The 17946-nt window shown below is 62.9% G+C and carries 18 protein-coding genes and 1 tRNA gene; 11 read left to right on the top strand and 8 right to left on the bottom strand.

Annotated elements, in window-relative coordinates; all coding sequences use genetic code 11:
* Window positions 1–6 precede the first annotated feature (6 nt).
* Window positions 7–498, top strand: coding sequence for a pantetheine-phosphate adenylyltransferase (coaD, locus tag J0L98_RS07730; protein ID WP_296411062.1), 492 nt, complete (start codon window positions 7–9; stop codon window positions 496–498).
* A 16-nt stretch (window positions 499–514) separates the two neighbouring features.
* Window positions 515–766, top strand: coding sequence for a YfhL family 4Fe-4S dicluster ferredoxin (locus J0L98_RS07725; RefSeq protein WP_296411061.1), 252 nt, complete (start codon window positions 515–517; stop codon window positions 764–766).
* 96 nt (window positions 767–862) lie between these two features.
* On the opposite strand, the gene J0L98_RS07720 is transcribed toward J0L98_RS07725, so the two are convergent.
* On the bottom strand, window positions 863–2818 hold the full coding sequence (locus J0L98_RS07720) for a dynamin family protein (protein ID WP_296411112.1): 1956 nt from the start codon (window positions 2816–2818) through the stop codon (window positions 863–865).
* A gap of 103 nt (window positions 2819–2921) precedes the next feature.
* On the bottom strand, window positions 2922–3731 hold the full coding sequence (gene mutM / locus J0L98_RS07715; protein ID WP_296411060.1) for a bifunctional DNA-formamidopyrimidine glycosylase/DNA-(apurinic or apyrimidinic site) lyase: 810 nt from the start codon (window positions 3729–3731) through the stop codon (window positions 2922–2924).
* Window positions 3732–3890: 159 nt separating this feature from the next.
* Here mutM and J0L98_RS07710 point away from each other — a divergent pair, with 159 nt between their 5' ends.
* The 8 genes from J0L98_RS07710 (at window position 3891) to J0L98_RS07675 (ending at window position 11190) form a co-directional block, all read left to right on the top strand.
* Window positions 3891–5618 (top strand): tetratricopeptide repeat protein, encoded by a 1728-nt coding sequence (locus J0L98_RS07710; RefSeq protein ID WP_296411059.1) that lies wholly within the window; start codon window positions 3891–3893, stop codon window positions 5616–5618.
* Window positions 5615–6178 (top strand): outer membrane lipoprotein LolB, encoded by a 564-nt coding sequence (locus tag J0L98_RS07705; protein ID WP_296411058.1) that lies wholly within the window; start codon window positions 5615–5617, stop codon window positions 6176–6178. Before J0L98_RS07710 ends, J0L98_RS07705 begins: the two co-directional genes overlap by 4 nt.
* A gap of 1 nt (window position 6179) precedes the next feature.
* Window positions 6180–7043: a 4-(cytidine 5'-diphospho)-2-C-methyl-D-erythritol kinase gene (ispE, locus tag J0L98_RS07700; RefSeq protein ID WP_296411057.1), complete on the top strand. Its 864-nt coding sequence runs from the start codon at window positions 6180–6182 to the stop codon at window positions 7041–7043.
* Window positions 7044–7059: 16 nt separating this feature from the next.
* A tRNA-Gln gene (locus J0L98_RS07695) sits at window positions 7060–7136 on the top strand.
* A 73-nt stretch (window positions 7137–7209) separates the two neighbouring features.
* Window positions 7210–8160: a ribose-phosphate pyrophosphokinase gene (locus tag J0L98_RS07690; RefSeq protein WP_296408708.1), complete on the top strand. Its 951-nt coding sequence runs from the start codon at window positions 7210–7212 to the stop codon at window positions 8158–8160.
* Between the two features lie 88 nt (window positions 8161–8248).
* Window positions 8249–8845 (top strand): 50S ribosomal protein L25/general stress protein Ctc, encoded by a 597-nt coding sequence (locus J0L98_RS07685; protein ID WP_296411056.1) that lies wholly within the window; start codon window positions 8249–8251, stop codon window positions 8843–8845.
* 29 nt (window positions 8846–8874) lie between these two features.
* On the top strand, window positions 8875–9462 hold the full coding sequence (pth, locus tag J0L98_RS07680) for an aminoacyl-tRNA hydrolase (protein WP_296411055.1): 588 nt from the start codon (window positions 8875–8877) through the stop codon (window positions 9460–9462).
* Window positions 9463–9567: 105 nt separating this feature from the next.
* On the top strand, window positions 9568–11190 hold the full coding sequence (locus J0L98_RS07675; RefSeq protein ID WP_296411054.1) for a methyl-accepting chemotaxis protein: 1623 nt from the start codon (window positions 9568–9570) through the stop codon (window positions 11188–11190).
* 68 nt (window positions 11191–11258) lie between these two features.
* Here the strand turns inward: J0L98_RS07675 and J0L98_RS07670 are convergent, their stop codons facing one another.
* Genes J0L98_RS07670 through J0L98_RS07645 form a run of 6 tightly spaced genes read right to left on the bottom strand, consistent with a single transcriptional unit; the run spans window position 11259 to window position 16081 of the window.
* The gene (locus J0L98_RS07670; protein ID WP_296411111.1) at window positions 11259–12170 is read right to left on the bottom strand and encodes a branched-chain amino acid ABC transporter permease; all 912 of its coding nucleotides are present in this window, start codon (window positions 12168–12170) and stop codon (window positions 11259–11261) included.
* Between the two features lie 56 nt (window positions 12171–12226).
* Window positions 12227–13108: a branched-chain amino acid ABC transporter permease gene (locus J0L98_RS07665; protein WP_296411053.1), complete on the bottom strand. Its 882-nt coding sequence runs from the start codon at window positions 13106–13108 to the stop codon at window positions 12227–12229.
* 60 nt (window positions 13109–13168) lie between these two features.
* Entirely contained in the window at window positions 13169–14383 is a 1215-nt protein-coding gene (locus J0L98_RS07660; RefSeq protein ID WP_296411052.1) for an ABC transporter substrate-binding protein, read from the bottom strand.
* A gap of 32 nt (window positions 14384–14415) precedes the next feature.
* Window positions 14416–15138, bottom strand: coding sequence for an ABC transporter ATP-binding protein (locus tag J0L98_RS07655; protein ID WP_296411051.1), 723 nt, complete (start codon window positions 15136–15138; stop codon window positions 14416–14418).
* Window positions 15139–15151: 13 nt separating this feature from the next.
* Window positions 15152–15919, bottom strand: a complete 768-nt coding sequence (locus J0L98_RS07650) for an ABC transporter ATP-binding protein (protein WP_296411050.1) — start codon at window positions 15917–15919, stop codon at window positions 15152–15154.
* A gap of 24 nt (window positions 15920–15943) precedes the next feature.
* Window positions 15944–16081, bottom strand: coding sequence for a hypothetical protein (locus J0L98_RS07645; protein WP_296411049.1), 138 nt, complete (start codon window positions 16079–16081; stop codon window positions 15944–15946).
* A gap of 301 nt (window positions 16082–16382) precedes the next feature.
* Between J0L98_RS07645 and ilvD the strand changes: the two genes are divergently transcribed.
* The coding region (gene ilvD, locus J0L98_RS07640; protein ID WP_296411048.1) for a dihydroxy-acid dehydratase at window positions 16383–17946 on the top strand (1564 nt) is incomplete at its 3' end.

The raw sequence follows: 17946 nt of genomic DNA, 5'->3' as shown, positions 1-17946 counted from the left end.
TGCAGGATGAGGGATGGCATCGCGGTTTATCCGGGGACCTTCGACCCGTTCACCCGGGGGCATGAAGATCTGGTTCGGCGGGCATCTCGCCTTTTCGAGCGGGTGATCGTCGGTGTTGCGGCGAGTGCCGGCAAGGGGCCGATCTTCACCGTCGACGAGCGGGTCGAGATTGCCAGGGAGGTGCTTGCGTCCTACCCGAATGTGGAAGTGAAGGGGTTTTCCTGCCTTCTGATGGATTTTCTTCACCAGAACAATGCGCGGGTCATCTTCCGGGGCCTGCGGGCCGTGTCCGACTTCGAGTACGAGTTCCAGATGGCGGGCATGAACCGCAAGCTCTACCCGGACGTGGAAACGGTGTTCCTGACCCCGGCCGACGAGTACATGTTCATCTCCGCCACCATGGTCAGGGAGATCGCGCGGCTCGGCGGCAATGTGAGCAAATTTGTGCAGCCGGGCGTCTATGAGCGCCTGTGCCTGAAGATCAACAACTGCAAGTAATGAGGAATTAAGCAAAATGGCCTTGATGATTACCGACGAGTGCATCAATTGCGACGTCTGCGAGCCGGAGTGTCCGAACGGTGCCATCTCCCAGGGTGACGAGATCTACATCATCGACCCGAACAAATGCACCGAGTGCGTGGGCCACTTCGATGAACCCCAGTGCCAGCAGGTCTGCCCGGTGGATTGCATTCCCTTCAATCCGGATCATCCGGAGAGCAAGGAGGATCTGATGGAGAAGTTCCTCAAGCTCACCGCCGACAAGTAAGCGATCTGGCGCAAGCAGAAAAGAAGAGAGCCTGGCACCCCATCAGGGTGCCAGGCTCTCTTCTTTTCTGACGCCTGAGCGTGGCCGGCGGCGGCTTCAGGCCGCCAAGGCGGAGGGCACGTCCACCCCCTCCGTCGGCATTTCGAGAGCCCGTTCGATGCGTTCTGCCAAGGCATTGAGCTGGGCGACCTGCTGGACGAGCAGATCTTCCGCCTGCTGCAGTTCCCGCACCCGGTCTTCGAGGGTGTCGGTGGCCTGGTGGATGCGTTTCACGCTTTCGAGGCGGCGCTTGAGCTGGAGCTGGTATTCGCGTACCTGGGTTTCCAGGGGGGCCATGACGGCACGCAGCCACTGTTCCGCATCCCGGTTGGCCACTTCGAAGGTGCGGCGGGCCTGGACGGCCACGGTTTCGAAGAACTTCTGGGTCAGGGTGTGCTTTTCAGTGGTGACAATGGTCAGCACCGTGTTGAACTGGTTGTTGAAGGCCTCTTCCAGGCGTTCGATCTCTTTTTCGTAGCGCAGGGTCGAGAACGCGGTAGGGGCAGCCAGCTTGAGGCCGTGCTCGACGGTGAAGCGCTTGTACATGGCGTCGAGCATCTTGGAGATCTCGCCGATCTCGTCGGTGGATTTCTTCAGGTTGCCGCGCAGATGGGCGAAGAAGCCCTTCATCGCTTCCCGCAGGCCGCGGGAAAAGGCCGCATCGAGCATGGCTTCGCGGGTGCGGCGGGTTTCATCGCGCAGGGCATCAAGACCCAGATGGCCGAAGAGGTTGTTGGAGAGGTTGGAGAAGACGCTGCGTACGGCGTAGTACTTCTGCAGGCCCTGCTCGAACTCGTCCTTTTCGGAGCGAACCTTGCGCATCATGTATTCGATGACGTTCTGGTTCTTGCCGCGCAGATCGGTGAGTTCCTGAAGCTGCTCGCGCAGACCGGTGAGGCGTGCGTTCAGCAACTCGCGGCTGCGGCCGACAATGTCGGTGACGTCACCATGGGTGTTGTCGCGGACGATGTCGCGCTTGGTGGGGAGCAGTTCGGTGGATAGGGCCCGTTCGAGGCCGACGATGCGGCTGCGCTCCAGCAGTTCCTGATCGTCATTGACCTTGGCCACCAGGCCCTTCTGGGCCGAAACCGGATAGACCTGGGATGCATCGACTTCCAGTGTGCTGGCGACGCTATTGACCTGATTGGAGATCTCCCTCTCGATATCCTCCTCGCTGCGAAGGCCATCCCACAGACCGTCGATCTTGTTGAGGGCGACGATGCGCCCCCGCTGCCGGCGCCCGGCATTGACGTGCTCCCGCCATACGGCCAGATCGCTCTGGGTGACGCCGGTGTCGGCGGCCAGGATGAACAGCACTGCATGGGCGTTGGGCAGCAGGTTGAGGGTAAGCTCGGGCTCTGCGCCGATGGCATTGAGGCCCGGCGTATCGAGAATCACCAAGCCCTGTTCGAGCATCGGATGGGGAAACTGGATGATGGCGTGGCGCCAGCGCGGGATCTCCAGGCGGCCTTCCGCATCGGGACGGATGCCGTGATCACCGCTTGCATCGATGGGAAAACCCAGCTCTTCCGCCTCGGCCAGGCTGGCCAGCCGGGTTTCGCCGACCTGGGCGAGGGCCTGCTGCAGGCTTTCGGCCGAGCTGGTGTCAAGGGGGCGGATCTGCCATTCCTCGGGGTAGCGCTTGAGTTCGGTGATGCTGGCGTTGGTCTTGCGGCTCTCGATGGGCAGCAGGCGGATTTCCGGCTTGTCGCCCTCCTTCCACTGCAGCTCGGTCGGGCACATGGTGGTGCGTCCGGCGCTTGAAGGCAGGATGCGGTTGCCGTAGCCGGCGAAGAAGACGGCGTTGATGAGCTCGGACTTGCCCCGCGAAAACTCGGCAACGAAGGCGACGATCAGTTTGTCTTCGCGCAGGCGGTCGAGGAGGTATTGCAGGCGCAGATCGGATTGGGCGTCACCGATCTCGTTCAGTTGCAGCCATTTGCGCAGTTCTCCGATACCGGAGGCGACATTTCCCCGCCACTGGGTATAGGCAGAGAAGTGTTCGGCAAGCATGTGTGCGTCCTTCACGGGCTTCATTCCTGGATGGGAGCCGCTAAGCCGGCGGAAATCGTCAAGATGGTTAGCATAAACGGGAACGAGGCCGACCGAAACCGTTTCAACGCTGGCAGCGGGGGCAGTAGAAGCTGGCCCGTTGCCCCATGATCCGTTTGCGGATGGGGGTGGTGCATTTCCGGCAGGGCTCACCCTCCCGCCCATAGACAAAGTACTGCTGCTGGAAGTAGCCGGGGGTGCCATTACTGCTGACGAAGTCCCGCAGGGTGCTGCCGCCGGCAGCCAATGCGTCGTTGAGGGTTTCGCGGATGCAGGCGGCCAGGCGTGCGCAGCGTCGCGGCCCCAGCTCACCGATGGGTGTCACCGGGTCGATGCCCGCCCTGAAGAGGCTTTCGGAGGCGTAGATGTTGCCGATGCCCACCACCTGGTGCCCGTCCATCAGGAAGAGTTTGGCCGGCGTCTTGCGGCCGCGCCCGGCCCGCTGCAGCCAGGGGCCGTCAAAGCCGTCACTCAGGGGTTCGATGCCGAGTTTGGCAAGCAGCGGGTGCGGCACCGGGCCGTCTTGCCACAGCACCAGCCCGAAGCGGCGTGGGTCGCGCAGGCGCAGGGCCGTGTCGTCGAAGAGGATGTCGAGGTGGTCGTGCTTGTCCGGCGCGGCCTGGGCAGGCACGATGCGCAGGCTTCCCGACATGCCCAGGTGGATCAGCAGGCTGCCGGTGGCAAAGCGCAGGAGCAGGTACTTGGCGCGGCGTTCCACGGCCTGGAGCTCTTGGCCCCGGAGGAGGGTGTCCAGATCGTCCGGTACGGGGCAGCGAAGACGGGGATTGCGAACGACGGCGCCGGTGCTGACGTGATGGATCAGCGCCGGGGCGATTCCCCGGCGGGTGGTTTCGACTTCGGGCAATTCGGGCATGAAAAAGGGGGGCCGAGAGGCTCGCTTGCTGGGCTTGGGGAAACCGCCTAACATCCGGCGAACCCTATTGTAGCCGCGCGATCCAAGAGCATGTCGCGCCGTTGCGAGCTTGTCGGGACGGTGGCCGACCGGAACCCGCAAGCCTTTCCAGAGAGTCACATGAAACCTATTTTCCGCCATGCTCAGCCGGCCCGCTTGCTGGCTGCCCTGCTTGTTTCGGCCAGCCTGCTTTCGGGCCTTGCCCAGGCTCAACAGGATGGGGCCGGCGATGAGGTGGCAAAGCCGATCTACCCTTCCCAGGAGCTGACCCCCCAGATCCTTCACCAGATGATGCTTGCCGAGGTGGCGGCAGCCAGGGGGCAGACGGTCATGGCCGCCCGCTCCTATCTGGACCTGGCGCGGCGTACCCGGGATGGGCGCATTGCCCGCCGCGCTGCCGAGATGGCCTTGTTTGCCCGCGACGCCGACATGTCCGGCGAAGCATCCCGGCTTTGGCTTGAGCTTGAGCCCGGCTCGGTGCAGGCCCAGCAGCTGGCTTCGGGCACGCTTGCCAGTGGGGCGCGGATTGATGAGTTGCGCACTCACCTGGCCGAGGCCCTGGCCCGTCAGGGCGATGCCATCGGGCCGGCCCTGATGGGACTGAACCGGGGTTTGGCCCGGATTCCCGACAAGGCGTTGATCCGCCGCTTGGTGGGCGAGTTGACCGAGCCCTATCTGGCTCACCCGGAGGCCTGGTTCGCCCGTGCCAACGCGGCTTTTGTCGGCGGTGACAACATTGCAGCGTCGGATGCGTTGGACGGGGCCTTGCGTCTGCGTCCCGACTGGGAGCAGGCTGTGGTGCTGAAGGCCCAGTTCCAGGAGGAAGCCGCGCCGGGTTCCGGCATCCGGGCGCTGCAGATGTATGTTGATCAACACCCGGAGGCGCGCGAGCCGCGCATCACCCTGGCTCGCCTGCTGGTGGCGGCCAAGCAGTTTGCGCCTGCCAGGGCGCAGTTTGAACAGATACTCCTGCGTGCCCCGGACGACAAGGACGCCGTCCATGCCGCGGGTCTGCTGTCCATGCAGCTTGGTGACAGGGGCACCGCCGAGGCGCATTTCCGGCATTTGCTCGATCTGGGGTTCGCTGAGCCGGACAGCATCCGCACCTACCTGGGGCAGATCGCCGAGGAGGCGAAGCGCTACGATGAGGCCATCGGCTGGTACAAGTCCGTGGCGCCGGGCAGCCGCTTCGTCGCGGCCCAGGTGCGGGTTGCACAGGTTATGGTGGTCAGCGGGCGGATCCCGGATGCACGCCAGCATCTGCAGGCCTTGGCGCGCGATGCTGCGCCGGGCGAGAGCCAGCAGTTTGTCCTTGCGGAAGCGCAGATCCTGCGGGAGGCCGGTCGTAATGAAGAGGCCTTCAACGTGCTGGATGAGGCCCTGCGCCGCGATTCGGACAACGTCGAGATTCTGTATGAGTCGGCCCTGATGGCAGAAAGGATCGGACGTCCCGAGGTGATGGAGGGCCGCTTGCGCAAGCTGATCGTCATCAAGCCCGATCACGCACATGCCTACAATGCCCTGGGTTACTCGCTGGCCGATCGCAACATGCGCCTCGATGAGGCGGAGCGCCTGATCCGCAAGGGTCTCGAAATTGCCCCGAATGATGCGTTCATCCTCGACAGTCTGGGTTGGGCCCTGTACCGGCGTGGAGATCTGGGCGGAGCCCTCGCACAGCTCCAGCGCGCCTTCGAGCTGCGCGCCGACCCGGAGATCGCTGCACACCTCGGGGAAGTGCTGTGGATGATGGGGCGGCGTGACGAAGCCGCCCGCACCTGGAGGGATGCGGCGAAGGCCCATCCCGAAAGCACTGTGCTCGCCGACGTGATCAAGAAGTTCAAGCCTTGAGAGCACTTTTCCTGGCGTGTGTGATGGCTCTGGCCGCCTGTGCCACCGTGCCGGACTTGCCGCCCGCCGTAGCGCTGCGGGGTGCCCCCGAGCTTCCGCGTTTTCAACTTGAAGGCCGTCTGCAGGTGCGGGACGGTGAGCGTAGCGCCGCTGTCGGTGTGTATTGGGAGCATGCGCCGGAACTTGATTCCTGGCTGTTCACGGGGCCCCTGGGGCAAGGGCTGGCCCGCATCGAGAGCAAGGCAGGAGGGGGCGCGCGGATGATCCTGTCCGACGGTCGCCAGGTCATTGCCGGCACGGCCGCCGAGCTTGCGGAGAGCGTGCTGGGCGTCGGTGCGCCCCTGGAGGAGCTTCCCCGCTGGGTGACGGCACGTGTCCGGCCCCAGGCGGAGGTGCGCACGCTCGATGCTCTTGGGCGCCCCCTCAAGGTTGTCGACGGTGGCTGGAGCATCGACTACATCGATTATGTGGGCGGGGCGCCGGATGACCTGCCCCGCAAAATTGACATCCATCGTGGCGATACGCGCCTGCGCCTGATCGTCGATTCCTGGAATCCCTGACATGCACCCCATTGCCTTCGATCCGGCGGCCACGGACCTGCGTCTGCCGGCGCCCGCCAAGATCAATCTCTTCCTGCACATCGTCGGCCGTCGTCCGGATGGTTACCATCTGCTCCAGACGGCCTTTCGCATGCTGGACTGGGGTGACGAGATCCATCTCAGGTGCCGTACCGACGGGCGCATCCTGCGCACCACGGATGTGCCCGGGGTGGCCCCCGAGGCGGATCTTGTCGTGCGTGCAGCCCGTGCCCTGGAGCAGGCCACGGGTTCAACGAAGGGGGTCGACATCGGGGTATGCAAGCGGATCCCCATGGGCGGCGGGCTGGGTGGCGGCAGTTCGGATGCGGCCACCGTATTGATCGCCCTGAACCGGATGTGGGGCTGCAACCTCTCCGGACAGCGCCTTCGGGAGCTGGGGCTGGCCCTGGGCGCCGATGTGCCTTTCTTCATCTTCGGCGAGACCGCTTTCGCCGAGGGCGTCGGAGAGGCGCTCCAGTCCTTGAAAGTGGCGCCGGCCTGGTATGTGATGGTGGCGCCCCAGGTCGTGGTGCCGACCGCGGAAATTTTTTCGGCCGAAGAGTTGACGCGGGACACCGAACCCATAATAATGCGCGCCTTCGCAACACACACAACGCGGAACGACATGCAGCCAACGGTCTGCAGACGGTTTCCCGAAGTGGCTGAAGCGCTGGTCTGGTTGTCGCAGCATGGGGCAGCAAGAATGAGTGGTTCAGGTGCCTGCATCTTTGCCCCCTTCAACTCGAAGGAGGAAGCAGATCAGGTTGCTGCAGCAGCCCCGCAGGGTTGGGTGGTCTGGGTAGCCTCAGGGCTGGACAGGCATCCGTTGCAGGGATGGCTTGTGTAGGTTGTGATGACGATATTGGGGAGTCGCCAAGTTGGTCAAGGCACCGGATTTTGATTCCGGCATTCGAAGGTTCGAATCCTTCTTCCCCAGCCAAATTCAGCGGGCAGGTCAAAAACCTGCCCGTTTTGTTTCAAGCGGTTCTACTTCGCAGTAACGAGAGGTGATCATGGCTTCGGGCAGCCTGATGGTTTTCACCGGCAACGCCAACCCCAAACTGGCCGCAGATGTGGTGCGCCGCCTTGGGAAGTCTTTGGGTTCGGCCACGGTTGGTCGTTTCTCGGACGGCGAAGTCAATGTCGAACTTCTCGAGAACGTGCGTGGCAAGGATGTTTTCGTCCTGCAGCCGACCTGCGTTCCCACCAACGACAACATCATGGAGTTGCTGATCATGGTGGATGCGCTTAAGCGGGCTTCCGCCGGTCGCATCACAGCAGCGATTCCCTATTTTGGTTACGCCCGTCAGGATCGGCGCCCCCGTTCTGCCCGTGTGCCCATTACCGCCAAGGTTGTGGCCAACATGCTCCAGGCAGCCGGCGTTCAGCGTGTGCTCACGGTTGACCTCCACGCCGACCAGATCCAGGGTTTCTTCGACATTCCCGTGGATAACATCTACGCGGCGCCCGTGCTGCTCGATGACCTGGAAAAGCAGAAGTACGAAGACCTGATGGTCGTATCGCCGGACGTGGGCGGTGTGGTGCGGGCCCGTGCCTTCGCCAAGCGCCTCGAGTGCGACCTGGCCATCATCGACAAGCGCCGTCCCAAGGCCAATGTGTCCGAGGTGATGAACATCATCGGTGAAGTCGAGGGCCGTACCTGCGTGATCATGGACGACATCGTCGATACCGCCGGCACCCTGTGCAAGGCGGCCCAGGCACTCAAGGAGAACGGCGCCAAGCGTGTGATGGCGTACTGTACGCATGCCGTGTTGTCCGGCCCCGCCATCAGCCGGATCAATGAATCCGATCTGGATGAGCTGGTGGTGACCGACACCATTCCGCTTTCCGATGAGGCCAAGGCCTGCAAGCGGATCCGGTTCGTGTCGATTGCCGAACTCCTCGCCGATACCATTCTGCGGATCAGCAACGAAGAGTCTGTCAGTTCGCTGTTCAACGAGTAGGACATCTGTTTTCAAGCCGGTGGGTGCGAGCCCGCCGGCTTTTTCGCCCGTCTGGTCGCGGCCGGGCCCATCAACTGGAGTAGTGAAAATGACCATTCAATTCAACGCCAAAACGCGCGTTCTGCAGGGCACGAGTGCGAGCCGCCGCCTGCGTCGCGCTGGCAGTGTCCCCGCCATCGTCTACGGTTCTGGCGCTCCCGCCCAGATCGAAGTGGATCACAACGAGATTTTCCATGCCCTGCGCAACGAGGCCTTCCACGCCTCCGTGCTGACCATGGTCCTGGATGGTGCCAACCAGTCCGTGATCCTCAAGGACACCCAGTGGCACCCGTACAAGCAGCAGGTTCTGCACATGGATTTCCAGCGCGTGGATGCAACCCACAAGATCCACGTGAAGGTGCCCCTGCACTTCATCAATGCGGACATCGCGCCGGGCGTCAAGCTCGAAGGCGGCATGGTTTCCCATCCGATGACCGAACTCGACCTCGAGTGCCTGCCTGGCGACCTGCCCGAGTTCATCGAAGTGGACCTGAAGGATCTGAAGAGCGGCGCCTCCATCCACGTTTCCGCCCTGACCCTGCCGAAGGGCGTGAAGGCCCTCACCCACGGTGAAGACCCGGTCGTGGCTACCGTCCTGGCTGTCCGTGGTGGCGACGATGCTGCCGAGGAAACCCCGGCTGCCTGATTCTTCGCGGATAGCGAGGCCACTGAACGATGAGTCAGCCCGCACCAAAGCTTGTCGTCGGCCTCGGTAATCCGGGGAGTGAGTACGCTGAAACCCGGCATAACGCCGGGTTTTGGTTTTGTGAGCGCCTCGCCCGTGAGCTAGGTACGGCGTTTAGCAAGGAAGCCCGTTTCCATGGCCTGGCAGCCAATGCTCGTGCCGACGGGGTGTGGTTGCTGATGCCCCAGACCTTCATGAACCGTTCCGGCCAGTCGGTGGCCGCGCTGGCCCGTTTCTACCGCATTGCCCCTGCGGAAATCCTTGTCGTCCATGACGAACTCGACATTCCACCCGGGCAGCTCCGGCTCAAGTTCGGTGGTGGTCTGGGGGGGCACAATGGCCTCAAGGACATCACTGCCCACCTGGGCACCCAGGACTTCTGGCGTCTTCGGGTGGGTATCGGCCACCCCGGTGACCGCAATGAAGTGGTCAACTTCGTCCTCAAGCCACCTCGGCGTGAAGAGTCCGCCCTGATCGATGCTTCCCTGGATCGTGCCCTTCTGGCCTGGCCCCTGCTGGCCAGGGCCGACTGGAACGCCGCTACCCAACGTCTCAATGCCCGCGCGGCACCCGCCTGATATTTTCCCGCCGCAGCCTTAAGGCGCACAATGTCCCTGCCGTAAACCGCCCACTAGCATCACAGACCGGGACGTTGCGATCCTGGCTGTATGGAGGGTCACACCATGCGCAAACTCGCCAACACACCCATTTGGCTTCGACTGACCGGTGCCATCTGGCTGATGTTGATCATCGCCTGGGGCGGCATGATCGCCTGGGAAACCCGGGTCAATCGGGAAACGGCCATTGACCAGGCGGAGGATTTCGCCCATGCCATCCATGAAATGACCATGGCGGGCCTGACCGGGATGATGATTACCGGAACGGTCGGGCAGCGCGAGGTCTTTCTCGACCAGATCAAGCAGCTATCGGTGATCAAGGATCTGGTGGTGATCCGGGGCGACGCCGTCACGCAGCAGTTTGGCGCCGGGAATCGGCCACCTCCGCCGCTGGATGTGGACGAAAAGGCTGTGTTGGCCAGCGGCAAGGAGCTGGTGCGCGTGGAGCGCGACCCCCAGGCTGGAGAGTATCTGCGGGTCGTCAAACCTGCCCTCGCATCCGAGAACTACCTGGGGAAGAACTGCGTTGGTTGCCACCAGGTTCCGGTGGGAAGCACACTTGGGCTGGTGAGCATGAAGGTGTCCCTCGACAAGGTGAACGCAGCGGTCGATTCCTTCATGTGGAAAAGCATCGTCAGCGCCCTGGCCCTGTCGCTTCCCCTGATCGCCTTCGTGGTCTTTTTCATTCGCAAGTTCGTCGTCAGCCCCCTGGCCGAGATGAATCGGAGCCTTGCCGAGATTGCGAAAGGCGAGGGTGATCTGACCCGTCGCCTCGAGGTGGCCGGCAGGGACGAGATCGGTCAGACGGCTGCCACGTTCAACGAGATGCTCGGGACCATTGCCAAGCTGGTGCGCCATGTGTCCGAGTCGGCCTCCCGGGTGACCGGTTCGGCCCATCAACTGGCAACGAGCGCGGGACGGGTCGCGGAAGGATCGCGGCGGCAGAACGATCAGTCCGTGAGTGCTGCAGCGGCCGTTGAGCACATGGCGACCAATATTGCCAACGTGGCAGGTAGTGCCGAGCGGGTGCATCAGCGTTCGCAGGAAAGCCTGCGGAGGGCCGAGGAGGGGGGGCGGACACTCGAATCGCTGGTGGCCGAGGTGGGGCTTGCCGAGGATGCGGTGCGTCAGATGGCCGTTTCCGTCGAGGAGTTTGTCCAGTCCACGTCGTCCATCACCTCAATGACCCAGGAGGTGAGGGAGATTGCCGAACAGACCAACCTCCTCGCGCTCAATGCGGCCATCGAGGCCGCCAGAGCCGGTGAGCAAGGGCGCGGGTTTGCCGTGGTGGCGGACGAAGTCCGCAAGCTGGCGGAGAAGTCGGCCCGTTCGGCAGGCGAGATCGACGCCGTGACATCGCAACTTTCCCGGCAATCGGTCGCTGTGCGCAAGGCGATTGATGAGGGTTTGGGCCACCTGGGCTCAAGCCGCGCCGCGGTGGCCTCGGTTTCGAGCGCGATTGCAGCGGCCAACGAGTCGGTGGCGGATGTCGGGCGCGGCCTTGATGAAATTGCCGATGCCACCGAGCGGCAGCGCACGGCCAGCGCCGCGGTCGCGGATAGCATCGAGTCGATTGCGGCGATGGCGCGGGAGAATACTGAGGCTGTCGAGTCCACCGCAGTCGCGGCACACGACATGGAAGATCTGGCTACCCAGCTTCATCAGACTGTGTCCCGATTCCGGGTCTGAGGCCGATTCAAGAAAAACGGACGGCCTTGGCCGTCCGTTTTTGTTTGCGGCAAGCCTCGCAGCGCGGCTCAGCGGATGCCCGCGCGTTGGATCAAAGCCTGGATTTCGCCGACGATGCCACGCCGGAAGGCCAACACACAGACGACGAAGATCAAGCCCATGATCACCGTCACCCAGGAGCCGACCTTGTCGGCCAGTTCATTCTGCAGGGTGACGATGGTGGCCGATCCGACCGCCGGGCCGAGAATGGTGCCCAACCCACCCAGCAGCGTCATCAGCACCACTTCACCCGACATGTGCCAGTGAACATCCGAGAGAGAGGTGAGCTGGAACACGAGGGTCTTGGTGGCACCGGCCAGGCCGGCCAGCGACGCAGAGATCACAAAGGCCATGAGCTTGAACTTGTTCACGTCGTAACCGAGGGAGATCGCTCTTGGTTCGTTTTCGCGGATGGCCTTGAGAATCTGGCCAAAGGGTGAGTGGATGGTCCGGTAGATGATGAAGAAGCCAATGCTGAACACGGCGTAGACCAGGTAGTACATGGCAATGTTGTCGGACAGGTCCACCAGGCCGAAGAGGTGGCCGCGGGGGACACCCTGCAGACCGTCTTCACCGCCGGTGGCCTTTACCTGCAGCACGATGAAGTAGACCATCTGGGCCAGGGCCAGGGTGATCATCGCGAAATAGATGCCTGTGCGACGAATGGCCAGTACGCCGAACAGCCAGCCGAGCAGGCCGGCTGCTGCGGTACCCGCGATGATGCCCACTTCCGGAGTAACGCCCATGTCGCGCACCATCAGCCCGCAGACGTAGCCGGCCGTGCCCAGGAAGGCGGCGTGACCGAAGGACAGGAGGCCGGCAAAGCCAAGAAGCAGGTTGAAGGCGCTGGCAAAAAGGGCGAAGCAGAACAACTTCATCAGGAAGGTCGGATAGACCGCGAAGGGCGCAATGAGCCCGACGACGAACAGGGCGGTGTACAAGGCCTCGGTCTTGATCAGGGCGGAGGGTTGCTTGGTTGTGCTCACGGAGTGTCCTTTCAAGCCTTGCCGAACAGACCCGCAGGCCGTACCAGCAGGACGATGACCATGATGACGAAGACGACGACGGCGGAGGCTTCCGGGTAGAAGACCCGGGTCAGGCCTTCGATCAGACCAAGCCCGATACCGGTGACGATGGAGCCCAGGATGGAGCCCATGCCGCCGATGACCACCACGGCGAACACGACGATGATCAGGTTGGAGCCCATCAGCGGATTGACCTGGAAGACGGGGGCCGCCAGTACGCCGGCGAAAGCTGCCAGGGCGACGCCGTAACCGTAGGTAAAGGTGATTAACAGGGGCACGTTGATGCCCAGGGCCTGGACCATCTGGGAGTTCTCGGTACCGGCGCGCAGGTAGGCGCCCAGGCGAGTCTTCTCGATCATGTACCAGGTGCCGAAGCAAACGGTCAGGGATGCGACGATGACCCAGGCCCGATAGATGGGCAGGAACATGAAGCCCAGATTGATGCCTCCGGCGAGGGCATCCGGAACGTCGTACGACTCACCGGAGATGCCGAACTGATCACGGAAGACGCCCTCGATGATCAGGGCCAGACCGAAGGTCAGAAGCAGCCCGTAGAGGTGGTCGAGCTTGTAGAGCTTGCGCAGCATGGTGCGTTCGAGGATGACCCCGAACAGGCCGACCAGCAGGGGGGCTGCAATTAGGGCCACCCAGTAATTGACGTTGAACTTGGTCAATGCCAGCCAAGCGATGAAGGCACCCATCATGTACTGGGCGCCGTGGGCGAAGTTGATGATGTTGAGCAGGCCGAAGATGATCGCCAGCCCTAGGCTGAGGATGGCGTAGAACGAGCCGTTGATCAGCCCGACCAGCAACTGGCTGCCCAGCAGGGCGGATGGGACGCCTAATATTTCCATGGGTCACTCCAGGGCCGGAGCGGTGCGGGGCCGCTCCGGGGATCGTGGTTGCAGCGGCTTTTATTTCTTAACCAGCGGGCAGCGGGACTGGGCCAGGGGCTGGAAGGCCTCGGCCGCCGGGATCACCTGGCGCACATGGTAGTAATCCCACGGGTACTTGGACTCGGCGGGCTTCTTCACCTGCATCAGGTACATGTCATGAACCATCCGGCCGTCTTCCCGGATCTGGCCGTTCTTGGCAAAGAAGTCGTTGATCGGCGTTTTCTTCATCTGGGCCATGACCTTCTTGGTGTCATCCGTGCCGGCGGCCTTCACCGCTTTCAGATAGTGATACACCGAGGAGTACTGCCCGGCCTGGACCATGGTCGGCATCTTCTTCTGCACGCCGAAGAATCGCTTCGACCAGGCGCGGGTTTCGTCATTCAGATCCCAGTAGAAGCCTTCGGTCAGGTACATACCCTGGGTGGTCTTGAGGCCGAGAGAGTGGATGTCGGTGATGAACATCAGCAGGCCGGCCAGGGACTGGGTTGGGGTGATGCCGAACTCGGCGGCCTGCTTGATGGCGTTGGTGGTGTCGGCACCGGCGTTGGCGAGGCCGATCACTTGGGCGCCGGAGGACTGGGCCTTGAGCAGGAAGGACGAGAAATCGGAGCCGGGGAAGGGGTGGCGGACGGAGCCCAGCACCTTGCCTCCGTTGGCGGTGACCACGGCCGAGGCGTCCTTTTCGAGGGCTTGGCCGAAGGCGTAATCGGCGGTCAGGAAGAACCAGCTCTTGCCGCCCTGCTTGGTCACGGCCTTGGCCGTACCGTTGGCCAGCGCGTAGGTGTCGTAGGTGTAGTGGACGGTAACGTCGTTGCACTGCTCGTTGGTGATGGGGGTGGAGGCCGGGCCGCTCATCAGGGCGATGCGGTCCTTCTCCTTGGCCACCTTCATGACGGCAAGGGCGACGGAGGTGGTGACCAGCTCAGTGGCGGTATCCACGCCTTCACGTTCGAACCATTCCCGGGCCTTGTTGGAGGCAATGTCGGCCTTGTTCTGGTGGTCGGCGCTCACCACCTCGATTTTGAAGCTGGGCTTTTCCTTGGCGATGAAGTCCTCAACCGCCATCTTGGTGGCGAGTACGGCGCCGGAGCCGGCCAAGTCGGAATAGGTGCCCGACAGGTCGGTCAGCACGCCGATTTTCACCACTCCCCCGGACACCTGCGCGTGGGCGCCTGCGGACAGGGTGGCAAGGGCGGTGGTGCAGGCGATGGAAATCGCTTTTTTCATGGTCATGTCTCTCTCCTTCGTTGTTGTGTCGAGCCGGCTCAGACGCCGAGGGTTTGGTGCAGCCAGTCCATCTTTCCGGGTAGTTCTTCCTTGGTGATCGTGGCGATGATCTCGCCGTGCTCCAGTACGTAGTGGCGGTCGGCCAGGGGGGCGGCGAAGCGGAAGTTCTGCTCCACCAGCACGATGGTGAAGCCACGTTTCTTGAGTTCTACGATGACTTCACCCAGTTTCTTGACGATGACCGGTGCCAGACCCTCAGTGATCTCGTCGAGGAGCAACAGCTTTGCGCCGGTGCGCAGTACTCGGGCCATGGCGAGCATCTGTTGCTCGCCGCCGGACAGCTTGGTGCCGGGGCTGCTGCGGCGCTCCAGCAGGTTTGGGAACATCCCGTAGATCTCGTCCACACTCATCCCGCCGCTCGCCACCTGGGGTGGCAGCATCAGGTTCTCCTCGGTGGAGAGGGAGGCAAAGATCGCGCGTTCCTCGGGGACGTAGCCGATGCCGTAGCGGGCCATGCGGTGAGTGGGCTCGGCAATGACGTCCTTGCCATTCACCATGATCGATCCGGTACGTCGACCCACCAGGCCGAGAATGGACTTGAGGGTGGTGGAGCGGCCGGAGCCATTGCGGCCAAGGAGGGTGATGCATTCACCGCGACCGACATTCAGGTCGATGCCGTGGAGGATATGGGACTCGCCGTAGAAGGCATGCAGATCATGGATCCGCAGCATCTCGGGCTTGGGGTCGAAGGCGCTGGTCATGGATCGCTTCCGGTCAGTGGTGGGCGTCGTTCATGTCGCTGGAGCCCACATAGGCTTCGAGCACCTGCGGGTTTTTCGAGACCTCCTCGTAAGGGCCTTCCGCCAATATGCTGCCTCGCTGAAGCACGGTGATGCGGTCGCACAGGTTGGCTACTACGGAGAGGTTGTGCTCGACCATCAGGATGGTGCGATTGGCGGATACCTTGCGGATCAGATCAACCACCCGTCCGATGTCCTCGTGACCCATGCCTTGGGTGGGTTCGTCCAGGAGCATCATCGTAGGTTCGAGAGCCAGGGTTGTGGCGATCTCCAGGGCACGTTTGCGGCCATAGGGCATCTCCGCTGTGATCGTGTCGGCAAAGCTCCCCAGATCCACGGATTCGAGCAACTCCATGGCGCGGCCGTTGAGAACATCCAGGCTCTTCTCGGAGCGCCAGAAATGGAACTCGGTACCCAGCTTCCGCTGTAGTCCGATCCGGACGTTCTCCATTACTGTCAGGTGCGGAAATGTTGCCGAGATCTGAAAGGAACGGACCAGCCCCCGGCGCGCCGTGACGGCTGGCGCTTCACGGGTGATGTCCTGCCCATCGAAGACGATGCTGCCGCGGGTGGGAGGCAGAAACTTGGTCAGCAGGTTGAATACGGTGGTCTTGCCGGCGCCGTTGGGGCCGATCAGGGCGTGGATATGGCCGCGACGGACCTTCAGATCGACGTTGGATACCGCCGCAAAGCCCTTGAACTCCTTCGTCAGGCCGGCAGTTTCCAGGATGAACTCGCTCATGGGACTTCCCGGTTGGGGGCGAAATCAGTGCTTCGCCCGGGTGGAGGAGAGGGGCTGTTTGCGCAGGCGCGCGCGCTGCTGGCGGGCAGCTGCAAGTCTGTGCGCAACGGCGAGGGCGAGGCTGACCGTGAGGATCAAGGCCAGGATGGGCAATGGGCTCATTGCGAGGTCTCCGTTGTGTTTCTTATTGCGCCAAGCCTAGTGCCCCTGCGTGTCCAAACCTTTTCTCAAATGTAACGAATGGTGCGGCTGCGCTCGGGGCAGGAGCGTTGTGCGTGTTGCTCTATGCAAGCCTATTAAGGGGCCATCGCCGCTGGCGGCCAATGGGGGATTACCCGAACTTACGCTCGCGTAAGCTGCCCCGGCTGTACCGGCAAGTAGCGAGTGGCGGCACCGGCCCTTCTGTCGGGCTAGAATGGAAGGCTGGCAACACATTCATTCGTTTCAAGACGGAGTCCTCGAGATGCCCCAGTATCGTTCCCGCACTTCCACCGCCGGTCGCAACATGGCCGGCGCCCGCGCCCTTTGGCGCGCCACCGGCATGAAGGACGGCGATTTCGAAAAGCCGATCATCGCGGTGGTGAACAGCTTCACCCAGTTTGTTCCCGGTCACGTACATCTCAAGGATCTGGGCCAGCTGGTGGCGCGCGAGATCGAGAAGGCCGGTGGTGTTGCCAAGGAATTCAACACCATCGCCGTCGATGACGGCATTGCCATGGGCCATGGCGGCATGCTCTACAGCCTGCCCAGCCGCGACCTGATCGCCGACAGCGTGGAGTACATGTGCAACGCCCACACGGCGGATGCCATGGTGTGCATCTCCAACTGCGACAAGATCACTCCGGGCATGCTGATGGCTGCCCTGCGCCTCAACATCCCGGCGATCTTCGTGTCCGGCGGCCCGATGGAGGCCGGCAAGGTGAAGTGGGAGGCCAAGGTGATCTCCCTTGATCTGGTGGACGCCATGGTCAAGGCTGCCGACAGTAGCTGCTCGGACGAAGAGGTGGACGCCATCGAGCGCTCTGCCTGCCCGACCTGTGGCTCCTGTTCCGGCATGTTCACCGCCAATTCCATGAACTGCCTGACCGAAGCCCTTGGCCTGTCTCTGCCGGGCAACGGTACCGTGCTTGCCACCCACGCAGATCGCGAGCAGCTCTTCCTGCGTGCCGGCCGCGCCATCGTAGACATGGCTCGCCGCTACTACGAGAAGGATGACGAATCCGTCCTGCCGCGCTCCATCGCCAGTTTCAGGGCTTTCGAGAACGCCATCAGCCTTGATGTGGCCATGGGGGGCTCCACCAACACGGTGCTGCACCTGCTGGCGGCGGCCAAGGAAGCCGGTGTCGACTTCACCATGAAGGACATTGATCGTATCTCGCGCCAAGTACCTTGCCTGTGCAAGGTGGCGCCCGCCGTGGCCGACGTGCATATTGAAGATGTGCACCGTGCCGGCGGCATCATGGCCATCCTCGGGGAGCTCAATCGCGCCGGGCTGCTGCACACGGATCTGCCCACTGTCCATACCAGGACGATGGCCGAGGCTCTGGCTAGCTGGGACGTGATGCAGGCCCACGACAGCGGTGTGTTCAACTTCTACAAGGCCGCGCCGGGCGGTGTGCCGACCCAGGTCGCCTTCAGCCAGGATCGCCGCTGGAACGAGCTGGACATGGACCGCAGCAAGGGGGTCATCCGCGACAAGGCTCATGCCTTCAGCCAGGATGGTGGTCTGGCCGTGCTGTACGGCAACATCGCCGAAAAGGGCTGCATCGTGAAGACCGCCGGCGTGGATGAGTCCATCTGGACCTTCACCGGGCGTGCTCGCGTGTTCGAGAGCCAGGAGGCCGCAGTGGAGGGCATCCTGGGCGACCAGATCGTGGCGGGTGACGTCGTGGTGATTCGCTACGAAGGCCCGAAGGGCGGCCCTGGCATGCAGGAGATGCTCTACCCGACCAGTTACCTGAAGTCCAAGGGGCTGGGCAAGAGCTGTGCCCTGCTGACCGACGGCCGCTTCTCCGGTGGCACCTCGG

The sequence above is a fragment of the Zoogloea sp. genome, assembly GCF_017302315.1.
Classification (GTDB): domain Bacteria; phylum Pseudomonadota; class Gammaproteobacteria; order Burkholderiales; family Rhodocyclaceae; genus Zoogloea.
Note: the sequence above shows the minus strand (reverse complement) of the source record. Positions and strands in the feature narration are given on the sequence as shown.